At 39.6% G+C, this 21,396-nt stretch carries 24 protein-coding genes and 1 riboswitch; of the genes, 11 read left to right on the top strand and 13 right to left on the bottom strand.

Going from position 1 to position 21,396, the window contains the following annotated elements; genetic code table 11:
• A partial coding sequence (locus LIZ98_RS11950; protein WP_227139752.1) for a DUF4351 domain-containing protein occupies window positions 1-235 on the top strand: 235 nt, incomplete at its 5' end.
• A gap of 84 nt (window positions 236-319) precedes the next feature.
• Here the strand turns inward: LIZ98_RS11950 and LIZ98_RS11945 are convergent.
• The 4 genes from LIZ98_RS11945 to LIZ98_RS11930 all read right to left on the bottom strand — a co-directional run bounded on the left by LIZ98_RS11945 (window position 320) and on the right by LIZ98_RS11930 (window position 4,499).
• Complete coding sequence (locus LIZ98_RS11945; protein WP_041845410.1) at window positions 320-541, bottom strand: heavy-metal-associated domain-containing protein; 222 nt, start codon at window positions 539-541, stop codon at window positions 320-322.
• Between the two features lie 80 nt (window positions 542-621).
• Window positions 622-2,538, bottom strand: a complete 1,917-nt coding sequence (locus LIZ98_RS11940) for a heavy metal translocating P-type ATPase (protein ID WP_227139751.1) — start codon at window positions 2,536-2,538, stop codon at window positions 622-624.
• A gap of 455 nt (window positions 2,539-2,993) precedes the next feature.
• Complete coding sequence (locus LIZ98_RS11935) at window positions 2,994-3,689, bottom strand: Crp/Fnr family transcriptional regulator (RefSeq protein WP_176458917.1); 696 nt, start codon at window positions 3,687-3,689, stop codon at window positions 2,994-2,996.
• Window positions 3,690-3,959: 270 nt separating this feature from the next.
• Complete coding sequence (locus tag LIZ98_RS11930) at window positions 3,960-4,499, bottom strand: Dps family protein (RefSeq protein WP_095141812.1); 540 nt, start codon at window positions 4,497-4,499, stop codon at window positions 3,960-3,962.
• 155 nt (window positions 4,500-4,654) lie between these two features.
• A riboswitch (TPP riboswitch) is annotated at window positions 4,655-4,743 on the top strand.
• Window positions 4,744-4,942: 199 nt separating this feature from the next.
• Between LIZ98_RS11930 and tenA the strand changes: the two genes are divergently transcribed.
• From tenA to thiE, 5 genes are all read left to right on the top strand, one after another.
• Window positions 4,943-5,653, top strand: coding sequence for a thiaminase II (tenA, locus tag LIZ98_RS11925; RefSeq protein WP_227092712.1), 711 nt, complete (start codon window positions 4,943-4,945; stop codon window positions 5,651-5,653).
• 39 nt (window positions 5,654-5,692) lie between these two features.
• Window positions 5,693-6,214, top strand: a complete 522-nt coding sequence (gene thiW / locus LIZ98_RS11920; protein WP_227139749.1) for an energy coupling factor transporter S component ThiW — start codon at window positions 5,693-5,695, stop codon at window positions 6,212-6,214.
• Window positions 6,183-6,989 (top strand): bifunctional hydroxymethylpyrimidine kinase/phosphomethylpyrimidine kinase, encoded by an 807-nt coding sequence (gene thiD / locus LIZ98_RS11915; protein ID WP_034767393.1) that lies wholly within the window; start codon window positions 6,183-6,185, stop codon window positions 6,987-6,989. Before thiW ends, thiD begins: the two co-directional genes overlap by 32 nt.
• A 149-nt stretch (window positions 6,990-7,138) precedes the next feature.
• The gene (gene thiM / locus LIZ98_RS11910) at window positions 7,139-7,963 is read left to right on the top strand and encodes a hydroxyethylthiazole kinase (protein ID WP_227139748.1); all 825 of its coding nucleotides are present in this window, start codon (window positions 7,139-7,141) and stop codon (window positions 7,961-7,963) included.
• Window positions 7,960-8,583 carry a thiamine phosphate synthase gene (gene thiE / locus LIZ98_RS11905; protein WP_227139747.1) on the top strand — a complete coding sequence of 208 codons (624 nt, stop codon included), beginning with the start codon at window positions 7,960-7,962 and terminating at the stop codon, window positions 8,581-8,583. The genes thiM and thiE overlap by 4 nt, the downstream gene beginning before the upstream one ends.
• Before the next feature lie 147 nt (window positions 8,584-8,730).
• Here the strand turns inward: thiE and LIZ98_RS11900 are convergent, their stop codons facing one another.
• Window positions 8,731-9,234, bottom strand: coding sequence for a DUF1648 domain-containing protein (locus LIZ98_RS11900; protein WP_227139746.1), 504 nt, complete (start codon window positions 9,232-9,234; stop codon window positions 8,731-8,733).
• Window positions 9,235-9,491: 257 nt separating this feature from the next.
• On the opposite strand from LIZ98_RS11900, the gene LIZ98_RS11895 reads away from it, so the two are divergent.
• The 4 genes from LIZ98_RS11895 to LIZ98_RS11880 all read left to right on the top strand — a co-directional run bounded on the left by LIZ98_RS11895 (window position 9,492) and on the right by LIZ98_RS11880 (window position 11,366).
• The gene (locus LIZ98_RS11895) at window positions 9,492-10,391 is read left to right on the top strand and encodes a 3-hydroxyacyl-CoA dehydrogenase (RefSeq protein WP_041847962.1); all 900 of its coding nucleotides are present in this window, start codon (window positions 9,492-9,494) and stop codon (window positions 10,389-10,391) included.
• A 267-nt stretch (window positions 10,392-10,658) separates the two neighbouring features.
• Window positions 10,659-10,877: a DUF1659 domain-containing protein gene (locus LIZ98_RS11890; RefSeq protein ID WP_034767381.1), complete on the top strand. Its 219-nt coding sequence runs from the start codon at window positions 10,659-10,661 to the stop codon at window positions 10,875-10,877.
• A gap of 36 nt (window positions 10,878-10,913) precedes the next feature.
• Window positions 10,914-11,132 carry a DUF2922 domain-containing protein gene (locus tag LIZ98_RS11885; RefSeq protein WP_034767378.1) on the top strand — a complete coding sequence of 73 codons (219 nt, stop codon included), beginning with the start codon at window positions 10,914-10,916 and terminating at the stop codon, window positions 11,130-11,132.
• Between the two features lie 93 nt (window positions 11,133-11,225).
• Window positions 11,226-11,366, top strand: coding sequence for a YvrJ family protein (locus tag LIZ98_RS11880; RefSeq protein ID WP_034767376.1), 141 nt, complete (start codon window positions 11,226-11,228; stop codon window positions 11,364-11,366).
• Between the two features lie 270 nt (window positions 11,367-11,636).
• Here the strand turns inward: LIZ98_RS11880 and LIZ98_RS11875 are convergent, their stop codons facing one another.
• The 5 genes from LIZ98_RS11875 to LIZ98_RS11855 form a co-directional block, all read right to left on the bottom strand.
• Window positions 11,637-13,559, bottom strand: coding sequence for a GldG family protein (locus LIZ98_RS11875; protein ID WP_227139745.1), 1,923 nt, complete (start codon window positions 13,557-13,559; stop codon window positions 11,637-11,639).
• A gap of 109 nt (window positions 13,560-13,668) precedes the next feature.
• Complete coding sequence (gene phnE / locus LIZ98_RS11870; protein WP_375293581.1) at window positions 13,669-14,472, bottom strand: phosphonate ABC transporter, permease protein PhnE; 804 nt, start codon at window positions 14,470-14,472, stop codon at window positions 13,669-13,671.
• Window positions 14,466-15,257, bottom strand: a complete 792-nt coding sequence (gene phnE, locus LIZ98_RS11865; protein WP_227139753.1) for a phosphonate ABC transporter, permease protein PhnE — start codon at window positions 15,255-15,257, stop codon at window positions 14,466-14,468. The genes phnE (LIZ98_RS11870) and phnE (LIZ98_RS11865) overlap by 7 nt, the downstream gene beginning before the upstream one ends.
• Window positions 15,241-16,032: a phosphonate ABC transporter ATP-binding protein gene (gene phnC / locus LIZ98_RS11860; RefSeq protein WP_108897360.1), complete on the bottom strand. Its 792-nt coding sequence runs from the start codon at window positions 16,030-16,032 to the stop codon at window positions 15,241-15,243. Before phnC ends, phnE (LIZ98_RS11865) begins: the two co-directional genes overlap by 17 nt.
• Before the next feature lie 114 nt (window positions 16,033-16,146).
• Window positions 16,147-17,088 (bottom strand): phosphate/phosphite/phosphonate ABC transporter substrate-binding protein, encoded by a 942-nt coding sequence (locus LIZ98_RS11855; protein ID WP_227139744.1) that lies wholly within the window; start codon window positions 17,086-17,088, stop codon window positions 16,147-16,149.
• A gap of 187 nt (window positions 17,089-17,275) precedes the next feature.
• Here LIZ98_RS11855 and LIZ98_RS11850 point away from each other — a divergent pair, with 187 nt between their 5' ends.
• On the top strand, window positions 17,276-18,847 hold the full coding sequence (locus LIZ98_RS11850) for a bifunctional metallophosphatase/5'-nucleotidase (RefSeq protein WP_227139743.1): 1,572 nt from the start codon (window positions 17,276-17,278) through the stop codon (window positions 18,845-18,847).
• A gap of 275 nt (window positions 18,848-19,122) precedes the next feature.
• On the opposite strand, the gene LIZ98_RS11845 is transcribed toward LIZ98_RS11850, so the two are convergent.
• The 3 genes from LIZ98_RS11845 to LIZ98_RS11835 form a co-directional block, all read right to left on the bottom strand.
• Complete coding sequence (locus LIZ98_RS11845) at window positions 19,123-19,572, bottom strand: SgcJ/EcaC family oxidoreductase (protein ID WP_063389118.1); 450 nt, start codon at window positions 19,570-19,572, stop codon at window positions 19,123-19,125.
• Window positions 19,573-20,012: 440 nt separating this feature from the next.
• Entirely contained in the window at window positions 20,013-20,558 is a 546-nt protein-coding gene (locus LIZ98_RS11840) for a hypothetical protein (protein WP_108897358.1), read from the bottom strand.
• Window positions 20,559-20,809: 251 nt separating this feature from the next.
• Window positions 20,810-21,396: IS4 family transposase (locus tag LIZ98_RS11835; RefSeq protein WP_483298023.1), on the bottom strand; the 587-nt coding region annotated here is incomplete at its 5' end.

Here is a 21,396-nt window from a genome sequence, read left to right as displayed (position 1 = left end):
TATGAAAAAAGGATGGGAAGAAGGATTAGAAAAAGGAATTGAAAAAGGAATTGAACTGGGGCAAGCAAAAGCATTATCTAAAACCGCTCTTCAATTGTTGACAGCAAAATTCGGTGTATTGCCAAAAGAACTGACAGAAGAAATTTCAAAACTGGATGTCATAAAATTGGAACTAATAATAAGTAATATTTTTAATTATAATCATTTAGATGATGTGAAAAAGATCATTTCTTAGTAAACATGCCAGTCCTTAATTTTTATGTATAAACAAAAGCCGGGATAGAGGTTTTCTCCTTCCCGGCTTTTTTGTAAGACAAAATCAAGCTGTTTTTACATCCAAAACTTGGTACCCTAATTTTTCAACAATTTTTTTCAGGTCTTCTTCTGTTACTATGCTTTCATCGAATTCGACTTTGGCTTTGCTGGAATTGAAAAGAACTTTTGCACGATTAACCCCGTCCATTTTTTCTAGCGTCCCTTGAATTTTTTTCATACAAGATGGACAAGTTAAGGTTTCTAATTGCATAACTGCTTTTGCCATGTTCATTCCTCCTTGTTATTTTGTACTTTTATTTTATATGAATTCCCTTGTAAAAAAATTGACGGGTATCAAGTTTTCCCTTAAGCCACTAATTTTTCTCTCTGCCTGCCGTCTGTTTTCCCAGCTTCACTTGCTATTTTTGTTTTAAAGCCGATTAACCGCATGGCATTTAAAATGACGACTAGGACACTTCCTTCATGAATAAACATTCCCCCGGCAAGGTGTACTTGGTCCGCCAAGACGCCCAGTAAAAGGATGACAACAACCGCTAAAGCAATAAAGATGTTTTGCCGCATATTCCGAATGGTCGCTTTCGATAAGGCAAAAGCATGGGCATATTGGGAGAGCTTATCTGCCATTAATACAACATCAGCAGTTTCCATTGAGACATCAGTTCCCCCTTCCCCCATCGCCAGTCCAATATCTGCTGTAGCAATTGCCGGCGCATCATTGATTCCATCTCCGGCCATCGCAACAATTGCCCCTTGTTCCTTCAATTTTTTTACATACTCAACTTTTTCGTTTGGCAACAGTTCCGCATGAAATTCATCCATCCCAAGTTCATTTGCTACGGCCTCTGCGGTATGGCGGTTATCACCGGTTAACATAATGATTCGTTTCACACCATTGGCTCGCATATCTGCTAATGCCGCCTTTGCATCATCACGAACTTGATCCGCAATGGAGATAATGGCAGCCAGTTCTCCGTTTATTCCGACAAAGATAGCGGTATTCCCTGCTTTTTCCCGTTCAATTGCATAGAGACTAGCCTCGGAATTAATTTTGATTCCTTTTCCATTCATCAATTTACGGTTCCCGGCAACAATTGAATACCCGTCTACGGTTGCCGTAATCCCGTTCCCTTTAATTGCTTCACTTTCCGTTATTTGAAAACGAGACAAATCAATTCCGTTTTTTTCTGCTTCTTTAACAATTGTCTGACCTAAATGGTGTTCAGAAATGGTTTCTGCTTTTGCAATAAGCGCTAATAGTTTCCTAGATGGCATTGAGGACAAATTGTGAAAATCGGTTACTGTCGGTTTTCCTTTTGTTAAGGTACCGGTTTTATCAAAGACAAGGGTATCAACTTTGGCAAATTTCTCCATAATGTCACCGCCCTTTATAAGGACACCATTTTTTGCACCGTTCCCGATTCCTGCAACGGCTGATACCGGTGCCCCGATTACTAAAGCACCCGGGCATGCGATAACAAGAAAAGTAATGGCTAAATGTAAGTCACGAGTAAATGCGAAAACAAATAATGATAAAATAACAACGGCCGGTGTATAGTAATTGGCAAAACGATCCAAGAAACGTTCTGCACTCGATCTTGATTCTTGTGCTTCTTCAACGAGTTCAATAATTTTTGCAAAAGTCGTATCTTCACCGACTTTTTCAGCAATGATTTCGATATACCCGTTATCGAGAATAGAACCGCTATACACACGATCATTTTCCGCTTTATTCGCCGGTATGGATTCACCGGTGATCGCAGCTTCATTAATAAGTGCATGTCCCTTCACAATACGCCCGTCCACCGGTATTTTTCCGCCGGGTAAAACGACTAAGCGATTTCCTTCCTCAACTAAGTCAATATCTATTTCCTCCCGAGAACCGTCTGCATGTAGTAAAATTGCTTCTTGCGGTGCCATATCTACAAGTTCTTTTAATGATGAACGTGTTTTTTCTAAAGTTCTTGCTTCCAGATAGTCGCCTAATAAGAATAGGAATGTAACGACGGCTGACTCTGTATATTCCTGAATAAAAACCGCTCCAATTACTGCTATGAAGACAAGTAATTCGATACTAAAAGTTCTCATTATCATTGCCTGCCATGCTTTAATCGCTATAGGTACAATGGCGATTACAGTTGCAATAATGAGGAAACTGTTACTTAATCCACTCAAGTGAAATAACTTGGATAGAATTGCGGCGATAATCAAAGTTCCCGAAATCCACGTAATCTGGTTTTTATGTTGATTTATTTTTGCGGTCATTTTAATCCCTCCAATATTTATCTTTGTCTTTATTTTAAAGAATCGGCGACGAAAAAAAATTGACCTTCATCAATATTGGTAAAACATGTTTCGTCGATAAAAATGAGGCTTCTTACCTAAAAGTGGCGACTGGTGAATTTGAGGGGAGGGCTGGTGAATTCAGGGGTTCTACTGTTGAATTCGCTGGGTACACTGGTGATTTCTCCTTTTCTACTGTTGAATTCACTGGGTATACTGTAGAATTTTTCAATTTTATTGTTGAATTTGTACCCCAGTACTGTTGAATTTTCCTTTTTTACTGTTGATTTCAAGGGGGAATTGGTGAATTACTGGGGGGACTGTTGAATTCGGATAGGGCACGATTGAGGTCCCACATGTATCGACAAGCTACACCGCAGAGACTGACAATGGCTTTTTATAATAGAAAAAAGCCCTAAGATTTGTTCTTAGGACCTCTATTCCCCATATAACAAAAGTTGATCTAAGTCATTGATTTTAATTTTCCGCTTTGGCAATTGCTCAATCAAACCTTGTTTCTCCAACTCAGTAAACTTTCGGCTTATCGTTTCCGGTGTTGTACCTAAATAGGAGGCCAGATCTTTTTTTGCCATTGGTAGTGTGATCACCGGACTATTTCCTGCCCCTTTTTCCACACAATCAGCTAAAAATGAAAGAATTCGCGATTCTACCTTTTCAATGGCCACTTGCATCGTTTGTTTTTCGGAATTCATTAGCCGCTCCGACATTTCCGAAATAATTTTTAAAGATATTTGCGGATATTCCGTTAAGTACCGTTGCAAATCTTTTTGTTTAATCAAGCATACGGATGAATCTTGAACGGCCTCGGCATAATTTTCATGTACCTCTCCCGGATGAAAAAGGGCCCACTCCCCGGTAAAGTCACCCGGATTCAAAATTCTTACCAGCTGTTCCTTACCCGTGTCGGATAGGCGGTATACCCTAATTTTCCCACTATTGACGATGTACAAGGTGTCGTCTTCATCACCGGCATGGAAAAGTATTTCTCCCTTTTTCAAGTCCAGTTTTTTCGCTGATTCGGCAATTTTATCCATTTGTTCGTCATCTAAATGGTTGAATATGGGCACGAGCCGGATACAAGAGGCGTGGTTATGACAGTGTTCATGTGCCATTGAATCCCCTCTTTCTCATGAATGATAAGATTACTCTTCTTCGTCGCACAAAAAGCTTGATTTAATAACATCATTAACCTGTTCCTCGTGAAAAATAAACTCACTGTTCCTCATCGCACAGGAAGCCCGGTTTAATATGTTCCCAGTGAAAAACATGCTCCCTCGTCGCACATAATAACATTGTTACTATGGTTCCTCGTGAAAAATAAACTCACTGTTCGTCGTCGCTCATAATAACATCATTACCATAATTTCCCATAAAAAATAAGATTACTCTTCTTCATCTTCTAAGGCTGTTTTACCCAGAAAAGCTTGCAACATCCAGATTTCTTTTTCGAGATAACCTTTAAAATCAATTAATACATCTTCCAAAACCGGTTGGTCTTGTTCCTGAGCTAATTTGATCGCACGTTGAACAACATCCCGGGTCAGGCGGAAATCATCCACAATATTAGCAACCATATCATGTGCCGGTAAGTATTTATTTGCCGCACTTTCTTCTAAAAATGTGTACTTCATATTTTGTTCCGTTGTCGAAAAAGGTTTGGCATCAATTGCAAGTAAGGTTTCTGCAATTTTATCATACCAGTTTGCCGCTTCACGATACAATTGTTCAAATTTTTCATGAAGTGTTAAGAACTCTGAACCTTTCACATACCAATGATATTGATGGAGTTTTGTCCACAATATGGCCAAATTTGCAACGACATGATTCGTCATAGCTGCAGCAGTCGGATGATGATGATCATGTTCCACTTGATCTTGTTCTAATTCTTTTTTCAATGCTTCTTCGGGACTTAAGATACTCATTTCTCTTACCTCCTGTATTTTTTACTTACAAGTTGATTATAAGATGTCCCTTTTCAAAAAAAAATTGACCTAAATCAAGAAATCAAAAATAAATCTCCTGTTGCACAAAGTCCCCGACTATGATATGTTAAAAGTAATGAAAATGAATATTCATAAAACTCTACTAGGGGCGCCGGTTGGCTGAGAAGTACCCTTTGAACCTGATCTAGTTCGTACTAGCGGAGGGAAGTAGGTTAATAAATTACAATCTACATATTTTTGTAATTTACCAAACCGCTTTCCGATCATGGAGGGCGGTTTTTTATTTCCCCTTCAGACCGATTAGTTTTCCAGGACCCTTTTTCATTAAAAAAGTGAGGGACACCGGAAACTAAACAATAAAGCTCATTACCAATATTTTTATCATTACTTACACTGACCATACAGATCGCTGGTTCAAAGCAATCGGTTCCTCGGTAAACAAGGAGGAATTATTGTTGAAGCAAAATTTTTCAAACCGACTCTATCAAAACGTTCAACCGATTTGGGAGAAAAACCATCAGCATCCTTTTGTCGTTGGGTTGGGAACCGGAACATTAGACCGGGAAAAATTTATCTTTTATCTGAAGCAGGACTATGTATATTTAATTGACTATGCGAAGTTGTTTGCTATCGGGGTAGAGAAGGCAAATAACCTTAAAATCATGACAAAATTTGCTGCGGTTCTCCATGAAACTTTACATTTCGAAATGGAACTGCACCGTCAATACGCTGCCGAGTTTGGAATTACCCGCGCTGATTTAGAAGCAACTGAACCAACACCAATTAACCTTGCCTATACGAGTTATATGCGAAAAGTGGCAGCCAATGGAAGCCTTGCTGAACTCGTTGCTTGTCTATTGCCGTGTGCTTGGGATTATTGGGAAATTGGGAAACTATTAAAATCAACTTATGGAGAAACGCTGGCGACAAATCCTTATAAAAAATGGATTGAAACCTACTCTTCGGAAACGTTCGGCGCTGGGACCCAGTGGTTAATTGACTTAATCGATGAATTGACAATCGAAAAATCAGAAAAGGAACTTCATACGATAGAGCAGCATTTTCAAATCACCTCAAAATATGAATATTTATTTTGGGAAATGAATGAGAAAAAACAAGACTGGCCAATCTGATTTTTTATTCGCGTCCTAAAAAACGGGAAGGATGATTCCATGAGAAAAACACAAAAAATGACGATAACCGCAATAATTGCAGCTGTGACAACTGTTTCAAGTAGCCTAGTTTATATTCCGGTAGGTTTTGCAAAAATTTTTCCGATACAACATTTTGCAAACTTACTATCGGCAGTTTTGCTCGGGCCCGGTTATGCGGTTGCACAAGCCTTTATTTCCTCACTTTTACGAAATTTGCTTGGAACGGGAAGTATTTTCGCCTTTCCGGGAAGTATGATCGGGGCATTTTTGGCAGCTTATATTTATACGAAAACAAATAAGCTTATCTTTGCCGCAGCCGGTGAGGTTATTGGCACAGGGATTCTCGGGGCCTTGGCTTGTTATCCCATCGCCGTTTTCTTACTCGGTCAAGAGGCAACTCTTTTCGGTTTTATCCCTGCCTTCACGTTAAGTTCTTTTGCAGGGGCGTTCTTCGGCTATGTATTATTAAAAGCATTGCACAAAAATAAAGCATGGGGAGGAATCATCCATGAAAACAGCATTAACCATCGCCGGCTCTGATTCAGGCGGCGGGGCGGGAATTCAAGCCGATTTAAAGACATTTGCCGCACACGGTGTATACGGAATGTCCGTCATTACTGCAATAACCGCACAAAACACGGTTGAAGTCCGCTCTGTCCAAAATATTGATGAACAAATCATTCAAGATCAAATTGAGGCTGTTTTTGATGATTTAAAAGTGGATGCGGTCAAAATTGGGATGTTGTCCAGCCCATCGATTGTTACAACGGTTGCTGAGACACTTGCCAAATATCAACCAAACCATATTGTTCTCGATCCGGTCATGGTTTCGAAAGGTGGACATCGATTACTGGCGGAAGATGCAATTTCTGCTCTCAAGGAAGAACTGATGCCGCTTGCCGATATCATCACACCAAATATTCCGGAGGCGGAAATCTTAACAGAGCAAAAAATTTTAAACGAACTGGATATGAAGAGTGCTTGTATTTCCTTTAAAAAACTGGGCGTAAAGTCGGTGTTGCTAAAAGGCGGACACTTAAGCACCGACCCGAATGACCTCTTTTATGACGGAGAAAATTTCTATTGGGTGAAAGGCAAACGTGTCCATACAAAAAATACACACGGAACCGGTTGTACTTTGTCCAGTGCCATCGCTGCCAACCTTGCCAAAGGGAACACATTATTAACGTCTGTGCAATTGGCAAAAGCCTATATTGAAGTGGCAATTGAGCATAGTTTGGATCTCGGAAACGGGCATGGACCAACCAACCATTTTTATGAATTATATAAACGAGCCCATCTTATGAACCAATAAAACTTAGGTAGCCGGCTTTATTCAAAGTGTTCACCGCGGTAAAGGTATGGAACGTTAGCGAGGTGGCGCAACTTATTCATAGATTAATTGGTGTTCACCAAATATTCAGTGAAGCAACCCTTATTACTTATACGAGGAGTGGTTTTTTAATGGACATATCTAAATTTCAATCATTATTAACCAAGGTTCAGCAAAAAAATCCGCTAATCCACCAAATGACAAATAATGTAACAATTAACGACTGTGCAAATGTGACATTGGCAATTGGTGCGTCACCTGTTATGACAACAGGAAAAAACGATGTTCGTGATATGGCAAACTTAGCAGATGCCGTTGTGATTAACTTTGGCACAATTAATGATGGAATGTATGAAGCCATGTTAATAGCAGGAAAAACAGCAAACAAAAAAGGAATTCCGGTTGTTATTGATCCCGTTGGAGCGGGTGCGACGCCATACCGAACCCGAGTGATTCGTGATTTTTTTGAAAAAGTTGATGTCGCCATCGTTCGCGGAAATGTTTCAGAAATCAATGCCCTTATAAATGACGAGGTCAAAACAAGGGGCGTCGATGCCGGGGATGTCGCCGAAAGTAAACAGGTAATCGCAGAAACTACTGCCAATATGTATTCCGTGACTACTGTGATTAGCGGCGAAACAGATATTATTTCTGATGGAAAAACGACTTACGGGTTGAGTAATGGTGATCTTTTATTGACAAAAGTTACCGGAACCGGTTGTATGAGTACTGCGCTCATTGCCTCTTTTGCAGCCGTTACCGATGATTGGTTAGCTGCAAGTATCGCCGGGATGGCAGTTATGGGGATTGCAGGAGAGGTAGCAAAAAATAACTTGGAGGGTCATTTGGGACTAGGTACTTTTCGAGTAAACTTAATCGATGCCGTCTCTAATTTTGAAAATCTTTCATTATATAAACATATGAATCTTTCCAAATTAACCGGGGTGATCTTATGACTATCGATTATCGTCTCTATTTAGTAACCGATGAAACACTGCCCAAAGATGAACTGCTTAAGAAAGTGGAGTTGGCTATTCAAGGCGGGGTAACCATTGTCCAACTGAGGGAAAAATCCGGGAACGGTAAAGTCTTTTATGAAAAGGCTGTAAAACTGAGGGAGTTAACGGAAAAATATCAAATACCGCTAATTATAAATGATCGCGTTGATATTGCCTTGGCTGTCGGAGCAGATGGGGTACATGTCGGACAGAGCGACCTCCCCGCTCCGGCGATAAGAAAAATCATTCCCTTATCAATGATTGTTGGCGTATCTGTCGGCAATCCCGAGGAAGCTCGTGAAGCAGAATTAAACGGGGCGAACTATGTCGGAGTTGGCGCTGTATTTCCAACTACTTCAAAAGCAGATGCAAAGGTGCTCCCACCCGGAATGCTGGACAAAATCTTAGAAACAATTCAAATTCCGGCAGTAGCCATTGGCGGAATCAACTTAGAAAATGTCTCAATGCTAGGCGGTAAAAACATTGCCGGCATTGCTGTCGTTTCCGGGATTATGAAGGCAAATGACCCGTTTGAAGTGGCAAAAGCCTATCGGAAACTACTCTTATCATTCAAGTGAGGCTATGGTTGAGGCGGCAAGAGCGTTTCGAAAACTGTTCTGTTCATTCAAGTGGCGCTACGTCCGAGGCGGAAAGCCTTTTTCGAAAACTATTCTCATAATCCACCTCTTGTCGGACTATCTTCTTGATTAGCCAAGAAGATAGTCCTACTTAATCTTACGCTGTTGTATTAATCCGATAACGAGCGGGATGAAGACAGCGATGATAAGAACAGGCAAAAACCATACACCAAATCCCTGACCCCATTTTAACGCAATTGTTACAGATTCCAATATAATCACTGCAAAAATAAGCGAACACATATTCTTAACCTGATTCAACATTTTTCTGCTTAGTAAATAAAATTGCGGTACATTGGATTCATTTAACCGGCTCGGATAATTATGCATTTCCGGATGTTTTTCCAAAAATTGCATAATAATCAGTGTTATCCCGCCAATAATCGGTAAGATAATTAACTCCCATTTTGACCCCCACCGATCCACTTCACCGGCTAAATTAAAATGAGCCGGCACCTGGCTCGGGAGCCGGTTCCAGATGGTCAACAAAAATACGATTGAACCAATATAGCAAGTATAGCCGATGACATCCCAAACCCACTCACTTTTTGTTTTCGGAATACGTATTTTTGGACGTTGAAAGTTAGACACAGGTCCCCACCTCAATCATCAATTCTTAACATATATACGGTTAAATCTCTTCAAGGTTTCATTATATTGGCGGCTGTTCCCGTTGCCGAATTTTTCCAGATTCCCTATTCATTTTTATCGCCAAACAGAATAATAGACAAAAAGAATGTGAAAGTTGTACAATGTTTATAGTGGTTAATTCCATTTAATCACAGAATTGTAAGCACTTGCAATTCTAGTAATATACAAATCTTGGCTTTACAGAAAGGGGCATTCTGATGAACTACAAAAATATTACAGTCGCCGGAAGTGGAGTATTGGGCAGCCAAATTGCCTACCAAACTGCTTTTCACGGATTTCAAGTTTCTGTCTACGATATTAACGATGAAGCATTGGAACTGGCAAAAGAGAGAATCAAGAAACTAAAACCTCGTTATCAAGAAGATTTAAAGGCAACTCAAGAAGAAGTCGATGCTGCTTACGATCGTCTTTCATTTTATAGTGATTTAGCTGAAGCGGTTAAAGATGCTGATCTTGTCATTGAAGCTGTTCCGGAACGAGTTGAAATTAAAGTCGATTTTTATAAAAAATTGGCGGCGGTTGCACCCGATAAAACTGTCTTTGTGACAAACTCTTCAACCTTATTACCGAGCCAATTTGCTGAAGCAACAGGACGTCCGGAAAAATTCTTGGCTCTGCACTTTGCCAATGAAATTTGGAAAAATAATACCGCAGAAGTTATGAAACATCCCGGTACAGACATGCAATATTTTGATCAAATAATTGAATTTGCTAAAGCAATTGGAATGGTCGCTCTACCTTTATATAAGGAACAACCGGGTTATATTTTAAATTCTTTATTAGTTCCATTTTTGGAAGCTGCTCAAATGTTATTGGTAAAAGAAGTTTCCGATCCTGAAACAATTGACAAAACATGGATGATTGCCACCGGAGCTCCACTTGGACCATTTGCGATCCTCGATGTAGTAGGAATAAGAACAGCGTATAATATTACATTGGCAAAAGCCGAAGCAACGGGTAATGAAGAGTTTATGAAGCTTGCTGAATTATTAAAGAGGGAATACATTGATAAAGGAAAACTTGGGCGCGAAACAGGAGAAGGCTTTTATAAGTATCCGAACCCCAGTTTTGCCCAACCGGGATTTTTAAAAGGATAATTTTGATTAAGTTTGTTGGAAGTCGGTTCTATTGAGCCGGCTTTTTTTACTGTAAAAATATAATTTAGCGGTGATGAAAAAGCGGCCACGAGATTCGCTCTCAAGAACAATCGGTACCGATCAACCTCTAAACATGCCGTTCGTACTACTACAAGCATTACCTCCCACTAATCAAAGTTTTATGCTACTTCAAAAAAATTTTTTAAAAACGATGACCATTTTTTGCAAAACCTTCTATAACAAAAATGAAGGGAGGAGGTGATAGAGATGGCAAAAGCAAATATTGTAAAAACAAGCTTCCGTGTCCTTTATGAAAATGGCCTGAATCAAAAAGGGGAACCGGTATATAAAGCAAAAAGCTATAATAACGTGAAAACAACCAGCACGGATGATCAAATTCACCAAGCAGCAACAGCCTTAGCTTCCCTGTCAAATTTGCCGTTTTATACCGTTGAACGCGACGACAAAAAGGAAATTTACGCTTAATAGTAAAAAACAACAAAAAGACGAGGAGGAAAGTGAATGGAAACAAATTTAGAACTTGTTTTTTTGGCGACTGATGGAAAAACGGTTCGCATTACAGTAAATGACCCGAAAGACGATTTAAACGAGGAAATCATTCGCAATGTTATGAATCAAATTTTGACAGCCAATGTTTTTGAAACATCAAGCGGTGCCTCTTTAGCATCGATTAAAGAAGCAAGAAAAATTAGCAAGAACACAGAAGTATTCAGTTTATAAACAGCCTGGAATCTATAATCTAACGGAAGCCGGGACTAGTACATTGCGTACTTCCTCGGCTTTCCTTTCTATCAAATTTTGGAGGGAAAGAGAATGACTGAATGGTATTCATTGATCGGGGAAGTCGGTTTTCCGATTGTTGTGACCTTGATTCTCCTTTACCGAATTGAAACAAAGCTCGATCAAGTCATCCAATCAATCAACAACTTGCCCGATCGACTAACCAACTTATAATGACTCATAAGAAGGCTTACCCATTCATACTGCATTAAACAGCAGAAAATAATGGTGGCAGCCTTCTTAATTTTTATGCACTCAAGATAGATCCATTAGCCGTCCTTGCTGCTTCTAACTCGGCACCACCCAAGATGAAACTTTGAATCCCCGCGGCAGATCCCTTATCGAATGGTAATGTACACATACTATTACCCCCGTTGCGAAATACTGTTCTAAAAACAGCTTCAAAAACCTGATACACACTAACACATTTTCAATTTGTAAATGCTATCTCATAGCTACCTTCTGCGTGAGAACGTTATTGCCCGAACCTAGTCGCAGGCGAATATAGGCTTCATAAGCCGATACATTTGGATTGATGCGCATCATGATCGTTTTCTTTGCTTTTCCATTTTCATCTGCTGTCAGTTTGCCGATATTGAAATAACCGTAAGTGGTTGGCCATGTTCCGTCCTCAAATTGGATTTGCGAAATGCTTTTGCCGCCTGACAAATATATTTGGATTTGTGCATTTGCTACTGTTTGGCCAGGTGTTAAACCATTCATCACCACTTCTACCGGAAATGGTATACCACCGAGCGGAATGAATTTCGGTGTTAACAATTGATATTTCTCTTCACCACTAGGCGGCGTCTCAACATTTGACTGACCGATACCGACTGTTTTGGTAAAGACGTTGTTTCCAGCCCCTATTCGAAGGCGAATATATCCTGTTGTTCCGTCTTGTACCGTTGGGTTAAGCCTCATTGTCAGTACTTTTTCCGCCACACCATGCTGATTGGCTTGAATGCTCCCAACACTTTGATAACCGTAAGTGGTTGGCCATGTTCCATTCGGAAGCCGAACTTGCGAAATTGATGTACCACCTTCTAAATATACTTGTATTTCTCCATTTTCAATGACTTGTCCCGGTTTCATATCTGTTAATTTGAGTGTTACTTGAAAAGGTTCTCCGCCAGTTGGCAAATATTCAGGGGTTTCAATGTTATATTTAATATCTTTTGGAGGATCCATTTCCGAGCCAAATGAACCGTCAGCAAATGTCGATTGATCATACCAAAGATAACCTTCATTCGGTGAACGCCAAGGCTCCGGCTTCAGCTCCTCAGAATGCTCTGGGGTCTCCATTTCTAATATTGGTGAAGGCTGATCAAGCGGCATATCAAGTTCAGAGAAGGTCAGATAACTTTCTTTATGAGACAGCCATTCGACAATTTTCATTAGCAATTGGCCATTATCTTTTTCAGTAAATCCGTCGTACGTTCTCTTGACTCCTCCGTGTTCTTCATTTCGATATTTAGGGGTGCTGTCTTCCACCACAGAAGAGTCGCCGATGAAAGCGGCCTTTCCTCTTTCCTTTTTTCCTATCGCTACAAAGGGCCCTTCATGAATTCCGCCGCCAAAATAAACCCCTTCGTCAACTGCATTGCTCCATTTGTTTTCTTCTACAGTAAGCCCATCAGGCAAATAAACAATCCCTTTAGCAATTTCAGGATTCATAATAGCTAGTGTAGAACCAGCATGAATCGAAATTTCATCAATGCCACTCGTTATACCAAAGGATTCATCAGATGGTATAATCACATTTGCTGTTGCGTTATCTATCGAGTTAAAACGAAATCTTACACCAAATTCTTCATTTAACCAATCAGTGCTTTCAACACCAGCCATTGCAGCTTGTTCACCTTGATCCATTCCTTTTGTTGGATTATCAAAAGCCCCTCTGCGCCAACCATTCATAATTTCATTTGAATCCCAACGGTTAAAATTTCGATCAGCATTATAGTGGTCGGCAATAAAAAATACGCCTCCCCCTTGTTCTGCAAACTCAGCAATAGCATCTTGTTCAGACTTCTTAAAAGGAATTTGTGCCTCTGGAATAATAAAAACATCATAACCTTCTAAATCCTCCAGAGTAAGTGGATCTAAACTCCGATGCTCCTTCACTGTATATCCCGCTTCAAGCAATGCATTGGCAAAATCGGAAAATGCACCATCAATCACCCAATCGGACTGTCCTGCTGTTTGCCCATGGCTGTTATCAAACAAAACTTTCTTGCCGTTCGGATCGCTAGGAACTAAGATTGGGGCCGGATCATTCGGACCTTCTGCACTTACAGTTACGTTTTCAAAAGCAAAAATAAAAAACGCCAATACTGCCACAAGGCCCTGCAACAGCATCTTTCTCATAATTACTCTACCTCCATAATTTATTAACTCAACAAGGCAAAAGCCTTTTATTGAGTTCAGCCGCTATTGCTGAAGCTTTCGATATACATTGCTGCCTTATGAGCATCTGCTAAACCACCTTCTTGCGCAAATAGCCGGAAATGATATCGACGATCGTAACCATGGCAATGATTCCTAATAAAATAATACCGACACGACTCCAGTCGCGAGACTGCATGGCAAATATAAGCGGTGTACCGATTCCGCCTGCACCGATGATTCCTAAAATGCTTGCGGAACGGAGGTTAATTTCAAAACGATATAAGGTGTAAGAGATAAACCCAGGAATGATTTGTGGAACAACGGCAAACCACAGCGTTTGCAAGCCGCTTGCTCCTGTTGCTTTCAAAGCTTCAATTGGTCCGAAATCAATATTTTCCACTTCTTCTGAAAACAATTTGCCAAGCATCCCGATGGAATGGAGTCCGAGCGCCAACACACCGGCAAAAGAGCCAGGGCCTACTACTTTAATAAATAACAACGCCATCACTAGTTCCGGAAATGTCCGGATAAAGCTTAAAATAAATTTTCCTGTTCCTGCCGCAATCTTCCCTTTCGTCATATTGTTAGCAGCCCAAAAAGCAAACGGTATACATAGAAAAGCTGAAATAAATGTGCCTAATATGGCAATCGCTAATGTATCTAATAGCCCTCGGAGCAGATCTTCGCCTTCGGGCAAGTAAACATATCCCCAATCAGGAGAAAGAATGCCGGATAAAATCGCTTTTGTAATTTGGCCGGCCGTTTCTTTAAATCCTTCTATTGGAATACCGGATAATGCCCATATATAAATAACAGCCAACAACACATATATACTCCAAAGCATGAACCGGTTCTTTTTTGGTTTAACTGGTCTTGCAACACTCTTCATAATAGTTTCTCCCGCAATTTAGTACTAATATAGTCGATCAACAAAACAACCATTAATGTAAAAATAATGATTGTACTCACTTTGTCGTATTCAAGAAAACCTAATGTTTTATCATAATATTCTCCGATTCCTCCTGCTCCCACTAGTCCTAATATAGCTGCAGCCCTTATATTAATTTCAAAGGTGTAAAGAACGAAAGAGACAAAGTAAGGGGACACTTGCGGAACGACAGAGTAGACGATCCATTGAATTTTATTAGCGCCAACTGCCGTCATCGCCTCCAATGGGCCTTTATCAATACTTTCCATCGCTTCATAAGTTAATTTCGCAATAATGCCCATTGAGAAAACAGCTAATGCAAATATTCCTGGTAATGGCCCCAATCCGAAAATTGCAACAAATATAGCGGCTAAAAGAAGTTCAGGAATGGTACGAATTAAATTTAAAATAAATCTGAACGGGTAATAAATCCAATTGCTGGCAACGATGTTGCTTGCGCATAACAAAGCAAATGGGACCGCAAGCAAAGCTCCCATCGTTGTCCCAATAACCGCCATGCGGAATGTGTCAAGCATTGCCGGAACAATATCATCAAAATATGACCAGCTGGGAGGATACATTTGTACAAGCAAATCAAACATATTTGGAAACCCTTCAACAAAATCGATGAAAGAACTTTCCGTTTGATAGGCGCTCCAGCCGATCAGCAGCACAATCAACGCTGCTGTCAAGTAATGCTTTATTTTAGTAGGTGCTTTAGGAATTTCTTGTTTAGTTAATCGATTCATATTTAAACTCTCTATCCGCTTCATTTGTTCCCACCTCAAAAGGCTTTCCATATATTTCAGAAAACCGTTTATCTGTCGCTTCCCTAGCAGATCCGTCAAACACAATTTGTCCTGCTTTCAGGCCGATGATCCTTGTGGCATATTGTCTAGCTAAATCGACCGAGTGCAGGTTGACAACAAGCGTTATTCCTAACTCTTGATTGATCTTTTTTAAATCATCCATTACTTGTTTTGTTGTCAAAGGATCTAAAGATGCTACAGGCTCATCCGCTAAAATGATTTTAGCTTTTTGCGCCAAAGCTCTAGCAATCGACACTCTTTGCTGCTGTCCTCCTGAAAGCTGATCCGATCTGGTGTACGCTTTTTCAAGAATATTCATTCGTTCCAGAGCATTCATGGCCAAATCCACATCTTCTTTTGGAAACCATCCCAAAACGGTTCGGAGAGTAGAATGGTAGCCAACTCTTCCAGATAAAACATTTCGTAAAACAGTTGACCTTTTCACTAAATTAAAATTTTGGAAGATCATCCCGATGTCGCGACGGATGCGGCGGAGTTCCTTCCTCTTTGCTTTCGTGATGGATTTCCCGTCTATTGTTATTTCTCCGGAACTAATTTCATGCAATCTATTAATAGAACGTAGCAACGTTGATTTGCCAGCGCCAGATAAACCGACAATCACAACAAATTCCCCTTTTTCAATTTTCAAATCAATATTTTCCAATCCTACTACACCATTAGGATAAATTTTTGTAACACGATGAAATTCTATCACTCTGCATACCAACCTTTTTTAAATATTTATCTAAACATCCCGATGTTGCTTTATCTATTCATAGAGGATTAGCCAGTACGAACGATTCGCCTGGCTATATTTTATGAAAATACATTATTCAGTTTTCACTTTTTCAGCATACTCCCTGACGATATCGAAGTTACTGTCTTTCGATTCTATGTAGCCTTCATGCGTGTAAATGTCTTTTATAATCGCATGCCCTTCTTCGTCTTTTCCAATATCAATGAAAGCTTGCTTGATTTTTTCAACCCATTCCGAATTCATGTCGGAACGGACGGAAATCGTATCGTTCGGAATCGGTTCTGTAAACTCAATGACTTTCGTATCTTCGAAAACAGTTGGGTAATCTCCTGCTACTGTATTGCGGGCATCTTGGAAAACAACCGCACAATCGACATCACCGTTCAAAACAGAAATAATCGCTTGGTCGTGCCCTTTTACTGTTATTCCTTGCACATCTTTTAATGGATCAATCCCATTATCCATCAGCGTGGCGGCCGGCCAAACATAACCTGCAGATGAAGTGACATCTTGAAAAGCAATTTTCTTTCCTTTTAAATCTTTCACACTATTAATACCAGAATCTTTTTTCACTACAAAAATTGATTTGTAATTGTCTACTAGTTCATCTGTTGGCTGCCCGGTCTCATCATCCACTCCGTAACGTTGCGCTTGAAGAATTACTTCAGCAGCACCTCTTTCTTTCGCCAGCACATAGGCATTTGGCGGCAAAAATCCTACATCTACTTTTTTGGATTCCATTGCTTCAACAATGGTATTATAGTTCGTTGAAACACTCACCTCTACAGGTATACCCAAACGATCCCCCAATAACTTTTCAAGCGGCTTTGCTTTGGCTTCCAATGTATCTGCATTTTGAGAAGGTACAAATTGTACAGAAAGAGTTTCCGGAATATATCCATCTGATTCTTTGCTGCTATTAGTTTGTTGGGAATTGCTGGAGTCCCCGCATCCGCTGATGACCACCGCTGTTAAAGCTAGTATTGTTCCAAAAGCTACTAATTTTTTAAACATATTAATTTCCCCCATATCTTTTTGAAAATCTAATTTCCATTTTAATACCAAATTTTTAATTATTTGTAAATTTTGTTACAAAATACCACAAATATTTTGTTAACTTTGTAAATTATTTTTTTCATTCAATTATCTATTTCATTTTTACAACGATTTGTTATGATGAAAAAAAAGAAGGAGGAAAATAATGGAGAAGGAAACTGCGATTCATCTGCTTGTAACCAGCGATCTTCACGGCTACATTTACCCGACCAATTACAGAGACAAAGAAGAACAAAATTTCGGACTGGCTAAAATAGCCACGATTATAAAAGAAAAAAGAAAAAAAGGCTATGTACTTTTACTTGATAATGGAGACTTGATTCAAGGAAGCCCGTTGACTTATTACCATGCAAAAAGGAGACCCGACAGTGAAAATCCGATGATTCAAGTTATGAATGATCTCCAATATGATGCATGCGTATTGGGAAATCATGAATTTAATTATGGACGAAGTTATTTACAAAAGGCGATTGATCAATCAGCTTTTCCTTGGCTGTCCGCTAATATCTTGAAGCAAACAACAGGAGAGCCCGCTTTTGGAACACCTTATCTCGTCAAGGTATTGGACGGAGTCAAAATTGCTGTACTTGGTATCACCACTCATTTCATCCCTAATTGGGAAGAGCCGCGAAATATTGAGGGACTTGTTTTCAAAGATGCATTGCAAACGGCTAAATTATGGGTGAGCGAGATTCGCCAAAAAGAAAAACCAGATGTGATGATCGTCTCATATCATGGGGGATTTGAAAGAGATCTACAAACTGGAGAGCCTATAGAACAGCTGACAGGAGAAAACCAAGCATACCAAATGTGCCAAGAACTAGAGGGTGTTGATATTTTAATCACAGGCCATCAGCACCGCCCACTCGCAGATAAACTAAACGGCATCACAATCATTCAGCCAGGCCATAAGGGGCAATTTTTGGGTGAAGTGACGATGAAAGTTAGACAAAAGGCAAATGGAAACAGCCCCGCAATCGTTAGTCATTCCAACTTAATCAAAATTGATGAAAAAATGGAAGCGAATCAAGATGTTTTGGCATTGATATCCGATATTGAACAAGAAACGCAAAAATGGCTGGATCAGCCGATCGGAACCGTTATTGGTGACATGACCGTATCTGATCCATTGAAGACCCGATTACAAGACAATCCTTTTATAGAATTTATCAATAAGGTGCAAATGGAAACAGCCAAAGTTGATATTTCTGCCACTGCCTTATTCAATAATGACTTGCCTGGATTCAAACAACATGTTACAATGCGCGACATTGTTTCCAATTATATTTATCCGAACACATTAACTGTCATCCGCATCAGCGGCCAAGATATTAAAGATGCTTTAGAGCAAAGCGCCAAGTATTTTACGGTTCAAAACGGAACAATCTCTGTCAATCCCGCTTTCTTATATCCTAAACCGCAGCATTACAATTATGATATGTGGGAAGGAATTGAATACGAATTAAAAATCTCTAATCCAGTTGGCCAACGAGTTGTGAAGCTAAATTATCACGGCAGCCCATTGGAGCTTGACAAAGAATATGATGTCGTCATGAACAGCTACCGCGCTGGTGGAACAGGCAATTTTGATATGTTTAAAGAAAAACCGATCGTTAAAAATATCCCCATCGACATGACCGAACTCATTGCCAACTACATATTAGAGCACAAAACTATCATCGCAGCTTGCAATCATAATTGGAGGGTAGTTTTATAGTAGTAAAAGCATTTTCCGATTTGCCCGCTTTTTATTTAAAACAAATGCCACTAATAGGTATCAAAGTATACTTGTCCAAATATCACAAATGCTTACAGCAACAAAAAGTCATTAATAACAAATTTGATATCAACGATGATTATATAAAAATGATTTTTTCGTTATGAAAATGTGAAGCGTTTTATTCGCACACATCAAAAAAGAAGATTTAGGATTTTCCTAATCTTCTTTTTGCATGAAAGTATATTTCACCATTCCCCTGAACAGGACATGGATTATTTAAGCAGCTGTCTTAACTCTTCGGTCATTTGTTCAACCAATTCAGGTCTGCCATGAAACTGAGCTGGAGTATTTTGAAAAAGTTGAATACGCCAAATTCCTTCCGTTTTCACTGCAACAAGTGTATGATGAGTGTTCACATCAGGATTTAAATCGGACTGGCCGTGAGGAACCATACCGGCAATTGCTCGTAAAATAGCGATATCAGGAGCTAGAAACCGGACATTTTTCACTTTGCTGACAAATTTAGCTGTCTGGTGGTGTTCAAAGACGGACTGGAGATGTGCGAATATTTCATCGCGTCCAATCGACTGACTGCCATCGAAACCAATGCTTTCGCCATCCTTAGTAAACAGATCCGTCATTCCGCTAGCAGTTCGATTGTTCCACGCATTGATTAGTTGCTGGTAAAGCTCTTGAACTTCATTTATTTGAGAATTTTCCATCGTTTATCACTCCGAAATGTAATGATTTGTTCTATGATAGCCAATCAACTGAAAAATTTTTTTATAAAATGTTGCCGATTTAATATTTACGTGCAGTTTTTTCCACTGAAACCTCTGCTTTGAAGCGCTGAGACGAATGATCAAAAGCATTTTTTATAGAAGCTTGACAGCGTATAATACTTCAAAATGAAAATTTTCTTCTTTTTTCACTTCAAACGGCATTTATTTGATGTGCAATCACTTTAAAAGGGCATTATTTTTCCTTCTGTTATTGTAAGAATATGTTTGTTCTTCAATTAATCTGTTGGAAATGAATGCCTGAGACAGTCTGCAAATACCTTCCGATCCTCTAAAGCCACTACATAATTAGCAAACAATCATTCTTGCAATCATATTGCCATTCATTTACTGGGAGTGTTGCTACTGACGGCTCTTTTTTTCTATTTCCATACTGCTGCATATTTTTTTTGATATTTCGGATCTTCTTCCTTTTCAATTAAATCGAAGGCAAGCTGCTTGATCGCTTCATCCTGCACTTTATCATACAAGTTTCGCAGCCCTTGAATAATATCGAACCGAATAAGTGTCGCATGTTTTTCGTCAACACAGTTGTCAAACCGAGCTGCCAAATGACGGATAACCATCTCTTTTTGCTTTTCCCCAGCTAAACCAATCCTCCAAATAGCCTGCAAACTATGTCTGGCAGTTACAAACTTTTTATCATAGGTTACTTCCCAAACTTGAGGAAAATCCTCCAACATTCGCTGTTCGGGATCGCTGATCGCTAAGCGGCTTAAAAACTGAGCAGCACGCGAGCGCTTATGAGGGTCTTTACTTGTCAGCTCTTCCTTCAGCTGATCCCATACTTCATACGCCCAATCGACTTCTTCTTCAGTGATCTTCATAATGCTGCTGTACCCTTCGTACTGCGCATTTTTATCACTTGACTGCAATTCCGCAAAATAATGCTTCGTTCGTTCATCCACTATTTATCGCCCCAGTCATGCCTTATTATGTTTGATTTTACCTTAGGCAAAAGTGAATAGGCAATGGCTGCAATATGTAAATACCGAACGATCATATCGGAGGTACAGATCCAAAAAGCCGAAGTTTGATATGGAAACTGGCTCATATTCCATGTGAAAGCAAGTTTAAAATATTAGCAGAGATCGAGCATGAAAAAAAGCCGCTGTATCACCAATAATTGGCGTTCAAGCAGCTTTTTTCAATTACTTACTCAACTTTCGCACACAGAAATATTTAAGCATTGCTTGATATAATTAGGTATAGTGGCCAACCATTTATTCATTTGATTTTTAAAGATGTCCATGTTCAAAGAAACCTCGGCTTCCGCCAAAGTTTGGAAAAGGTCAATAAGTGATTGAAGGGCAGTAATAAAATCTATGTCTTTTACATCTTCGCAAAGGATGTAAAAAAGGTTGCCAATCGTCTTAGGATCCTCCTCTTTTCGCATTTGCCAAGCAATGAGAATATATCGTGTAAAAACAATGGTTGTATGGCTAATTAACATGTCGTATGAACGACCCTGGAATTCTTTCCCTAAATTTAAAAGGGATTTACTGCATTTGAAGAAGACTTCAATGTCCCAACGCATGCCGTAAATACGAATGATCTCTTCATTTTCTAATGTTGTATCTGTGCTGAGAATGGCAAGCCATTCGCTCCGTTTATTACGGTTTCGTACAAATAGAATTTTTACTGGAATTCCATTGTCTAAAGTAGCATAAACGGATCCGAGAATGTCTTTTTTACCCATGTGAGGTTTTGCCAATTTGTAAAGTTGATTCAGTGTGAAACGTTCAC

The organism is Caldibacillus sp. 210928-DFI.2.18 (assembly GCF_020554505.1).
Lineage (GTDB): Bacteria > Bacillota > Bacilli > Bacillales > Caldibacillaceae > Caldifermentibacillus > Caldifermentibacillus hisashii.
This window is presented reverse-complemented; position numbering and strand designations above follow the sequence as displayed.

Coding starts and splice junctions, on each gene's coding strand:
- LIZ98_RS11945 (WP_041845410.1), bottom strand. CDS start 541: ATGGCAAAAGCAGTTATGCAATTAGAAACCTTAACTTGTCCATCTTGT.
- LIZ98_RS11940 (WP_227139751.1), bottom strand. CDS start 2,538: ATGACCGCAAAAATAAATCAACATAAAAACCAGATTACGTGGATTTCG.
- LIZ98_RS11935 (WP_176458917.1), bottom strand. CDS start 3,689: ATGGCACATGAACACTGTCATAACCACGCCTCTTGTATCCGGCTCGTG.
- LIZ98_RS11930 (WP_095141812.1), bottom strand. CDS start 4,499: ATGAGTATCTTAAGTCCCGAAGAAGCATTGAAAAAAGAATTAGAACAA.
- thiW (WP_227139749.1), top strand. CDS start 5,693: ATGAGAAAAACACAAAAAATGACGATAACCGCAATAATTGCAGCTGTG.
- thiD (WP_034767393.1), top strand. CDS start 6,183: ATGAAAACAGCATTAACCATCGCCGGCTCTGATTCAGGCGGCGGGGCG.
- thiM (WP_227139748.1), top strand. CDS start 7,139: ATGGACATATCTAAATTTCAATCATTATTAACCAAGGTTCAGCAAAAA.
- thiE (WP_227139747.1), top strand. CDS start 7,960: ATGACTATCGATTATCGTCTCTATTTAGTAACCGATGAAACACTGCCC.
- LIZ98_RS11895 (WP_041847962.1), top strand. CDS start 9,492: ATGAACTACAAAAATATTACAGTCGCCGGAAGTGGAGTATTGGGCAGC.
- LIZ98_RS11890 (WP_034767381.1), top strand. CDS start 10,659: ATGGCAAAAGCAAATATTGTAAAAACAAGCTTCCGTGTCCTTTATGAA.
- LIZ98_RS11885 (WP_034767378.1), top strand. CDS start 10,914: ATGGAAACAAATTTAGAACTTGTTTTTTTGGCGACTGATGGAAAAACG.
- LIZ98_RS11880 (WP_034767376.1), top strand. CDS start 11,226: ATGACTGAATGGTATTCATTGATCGGGGAAGTCGGTTTTCCGATTGTT.
- LIZ98_RS11875 (WP_227139745.1), bottom strand. CDS start 13,559: ATGAGAAAGATGCTGTTGCAGGGCCTTGTGGCAGTATTGGCGTTTTTT.
- phnE (WP_227139753.1), bottom strand. CDS start 15,257: ATGAATCGATTAACTAAACAAGAAATTCCTAAAGCACCTACTAAAATA.
- LIZ98_RS11855 (WP_227139744.1), bottom strand. CDS start 17,088: ATGTTTAAAAAATTAGTAGCTTTTGGAACAATACTAGCTTTAACAGCG.
- LIZ98_RS11850 (WP_227139743.1), top strand. CDS start 17,276: ATGGAGAAGGAAACTGCGATTCATCTGCTTGTAACCAGCGATCTTCAC.
- LIZ98_RS11845 (WP_063389118.1), bottom strand. CDS start 19,572: ATGGAAAATTCTCAAATAAATGAAGTTCAAGAGCTTTACCAGCAACTA.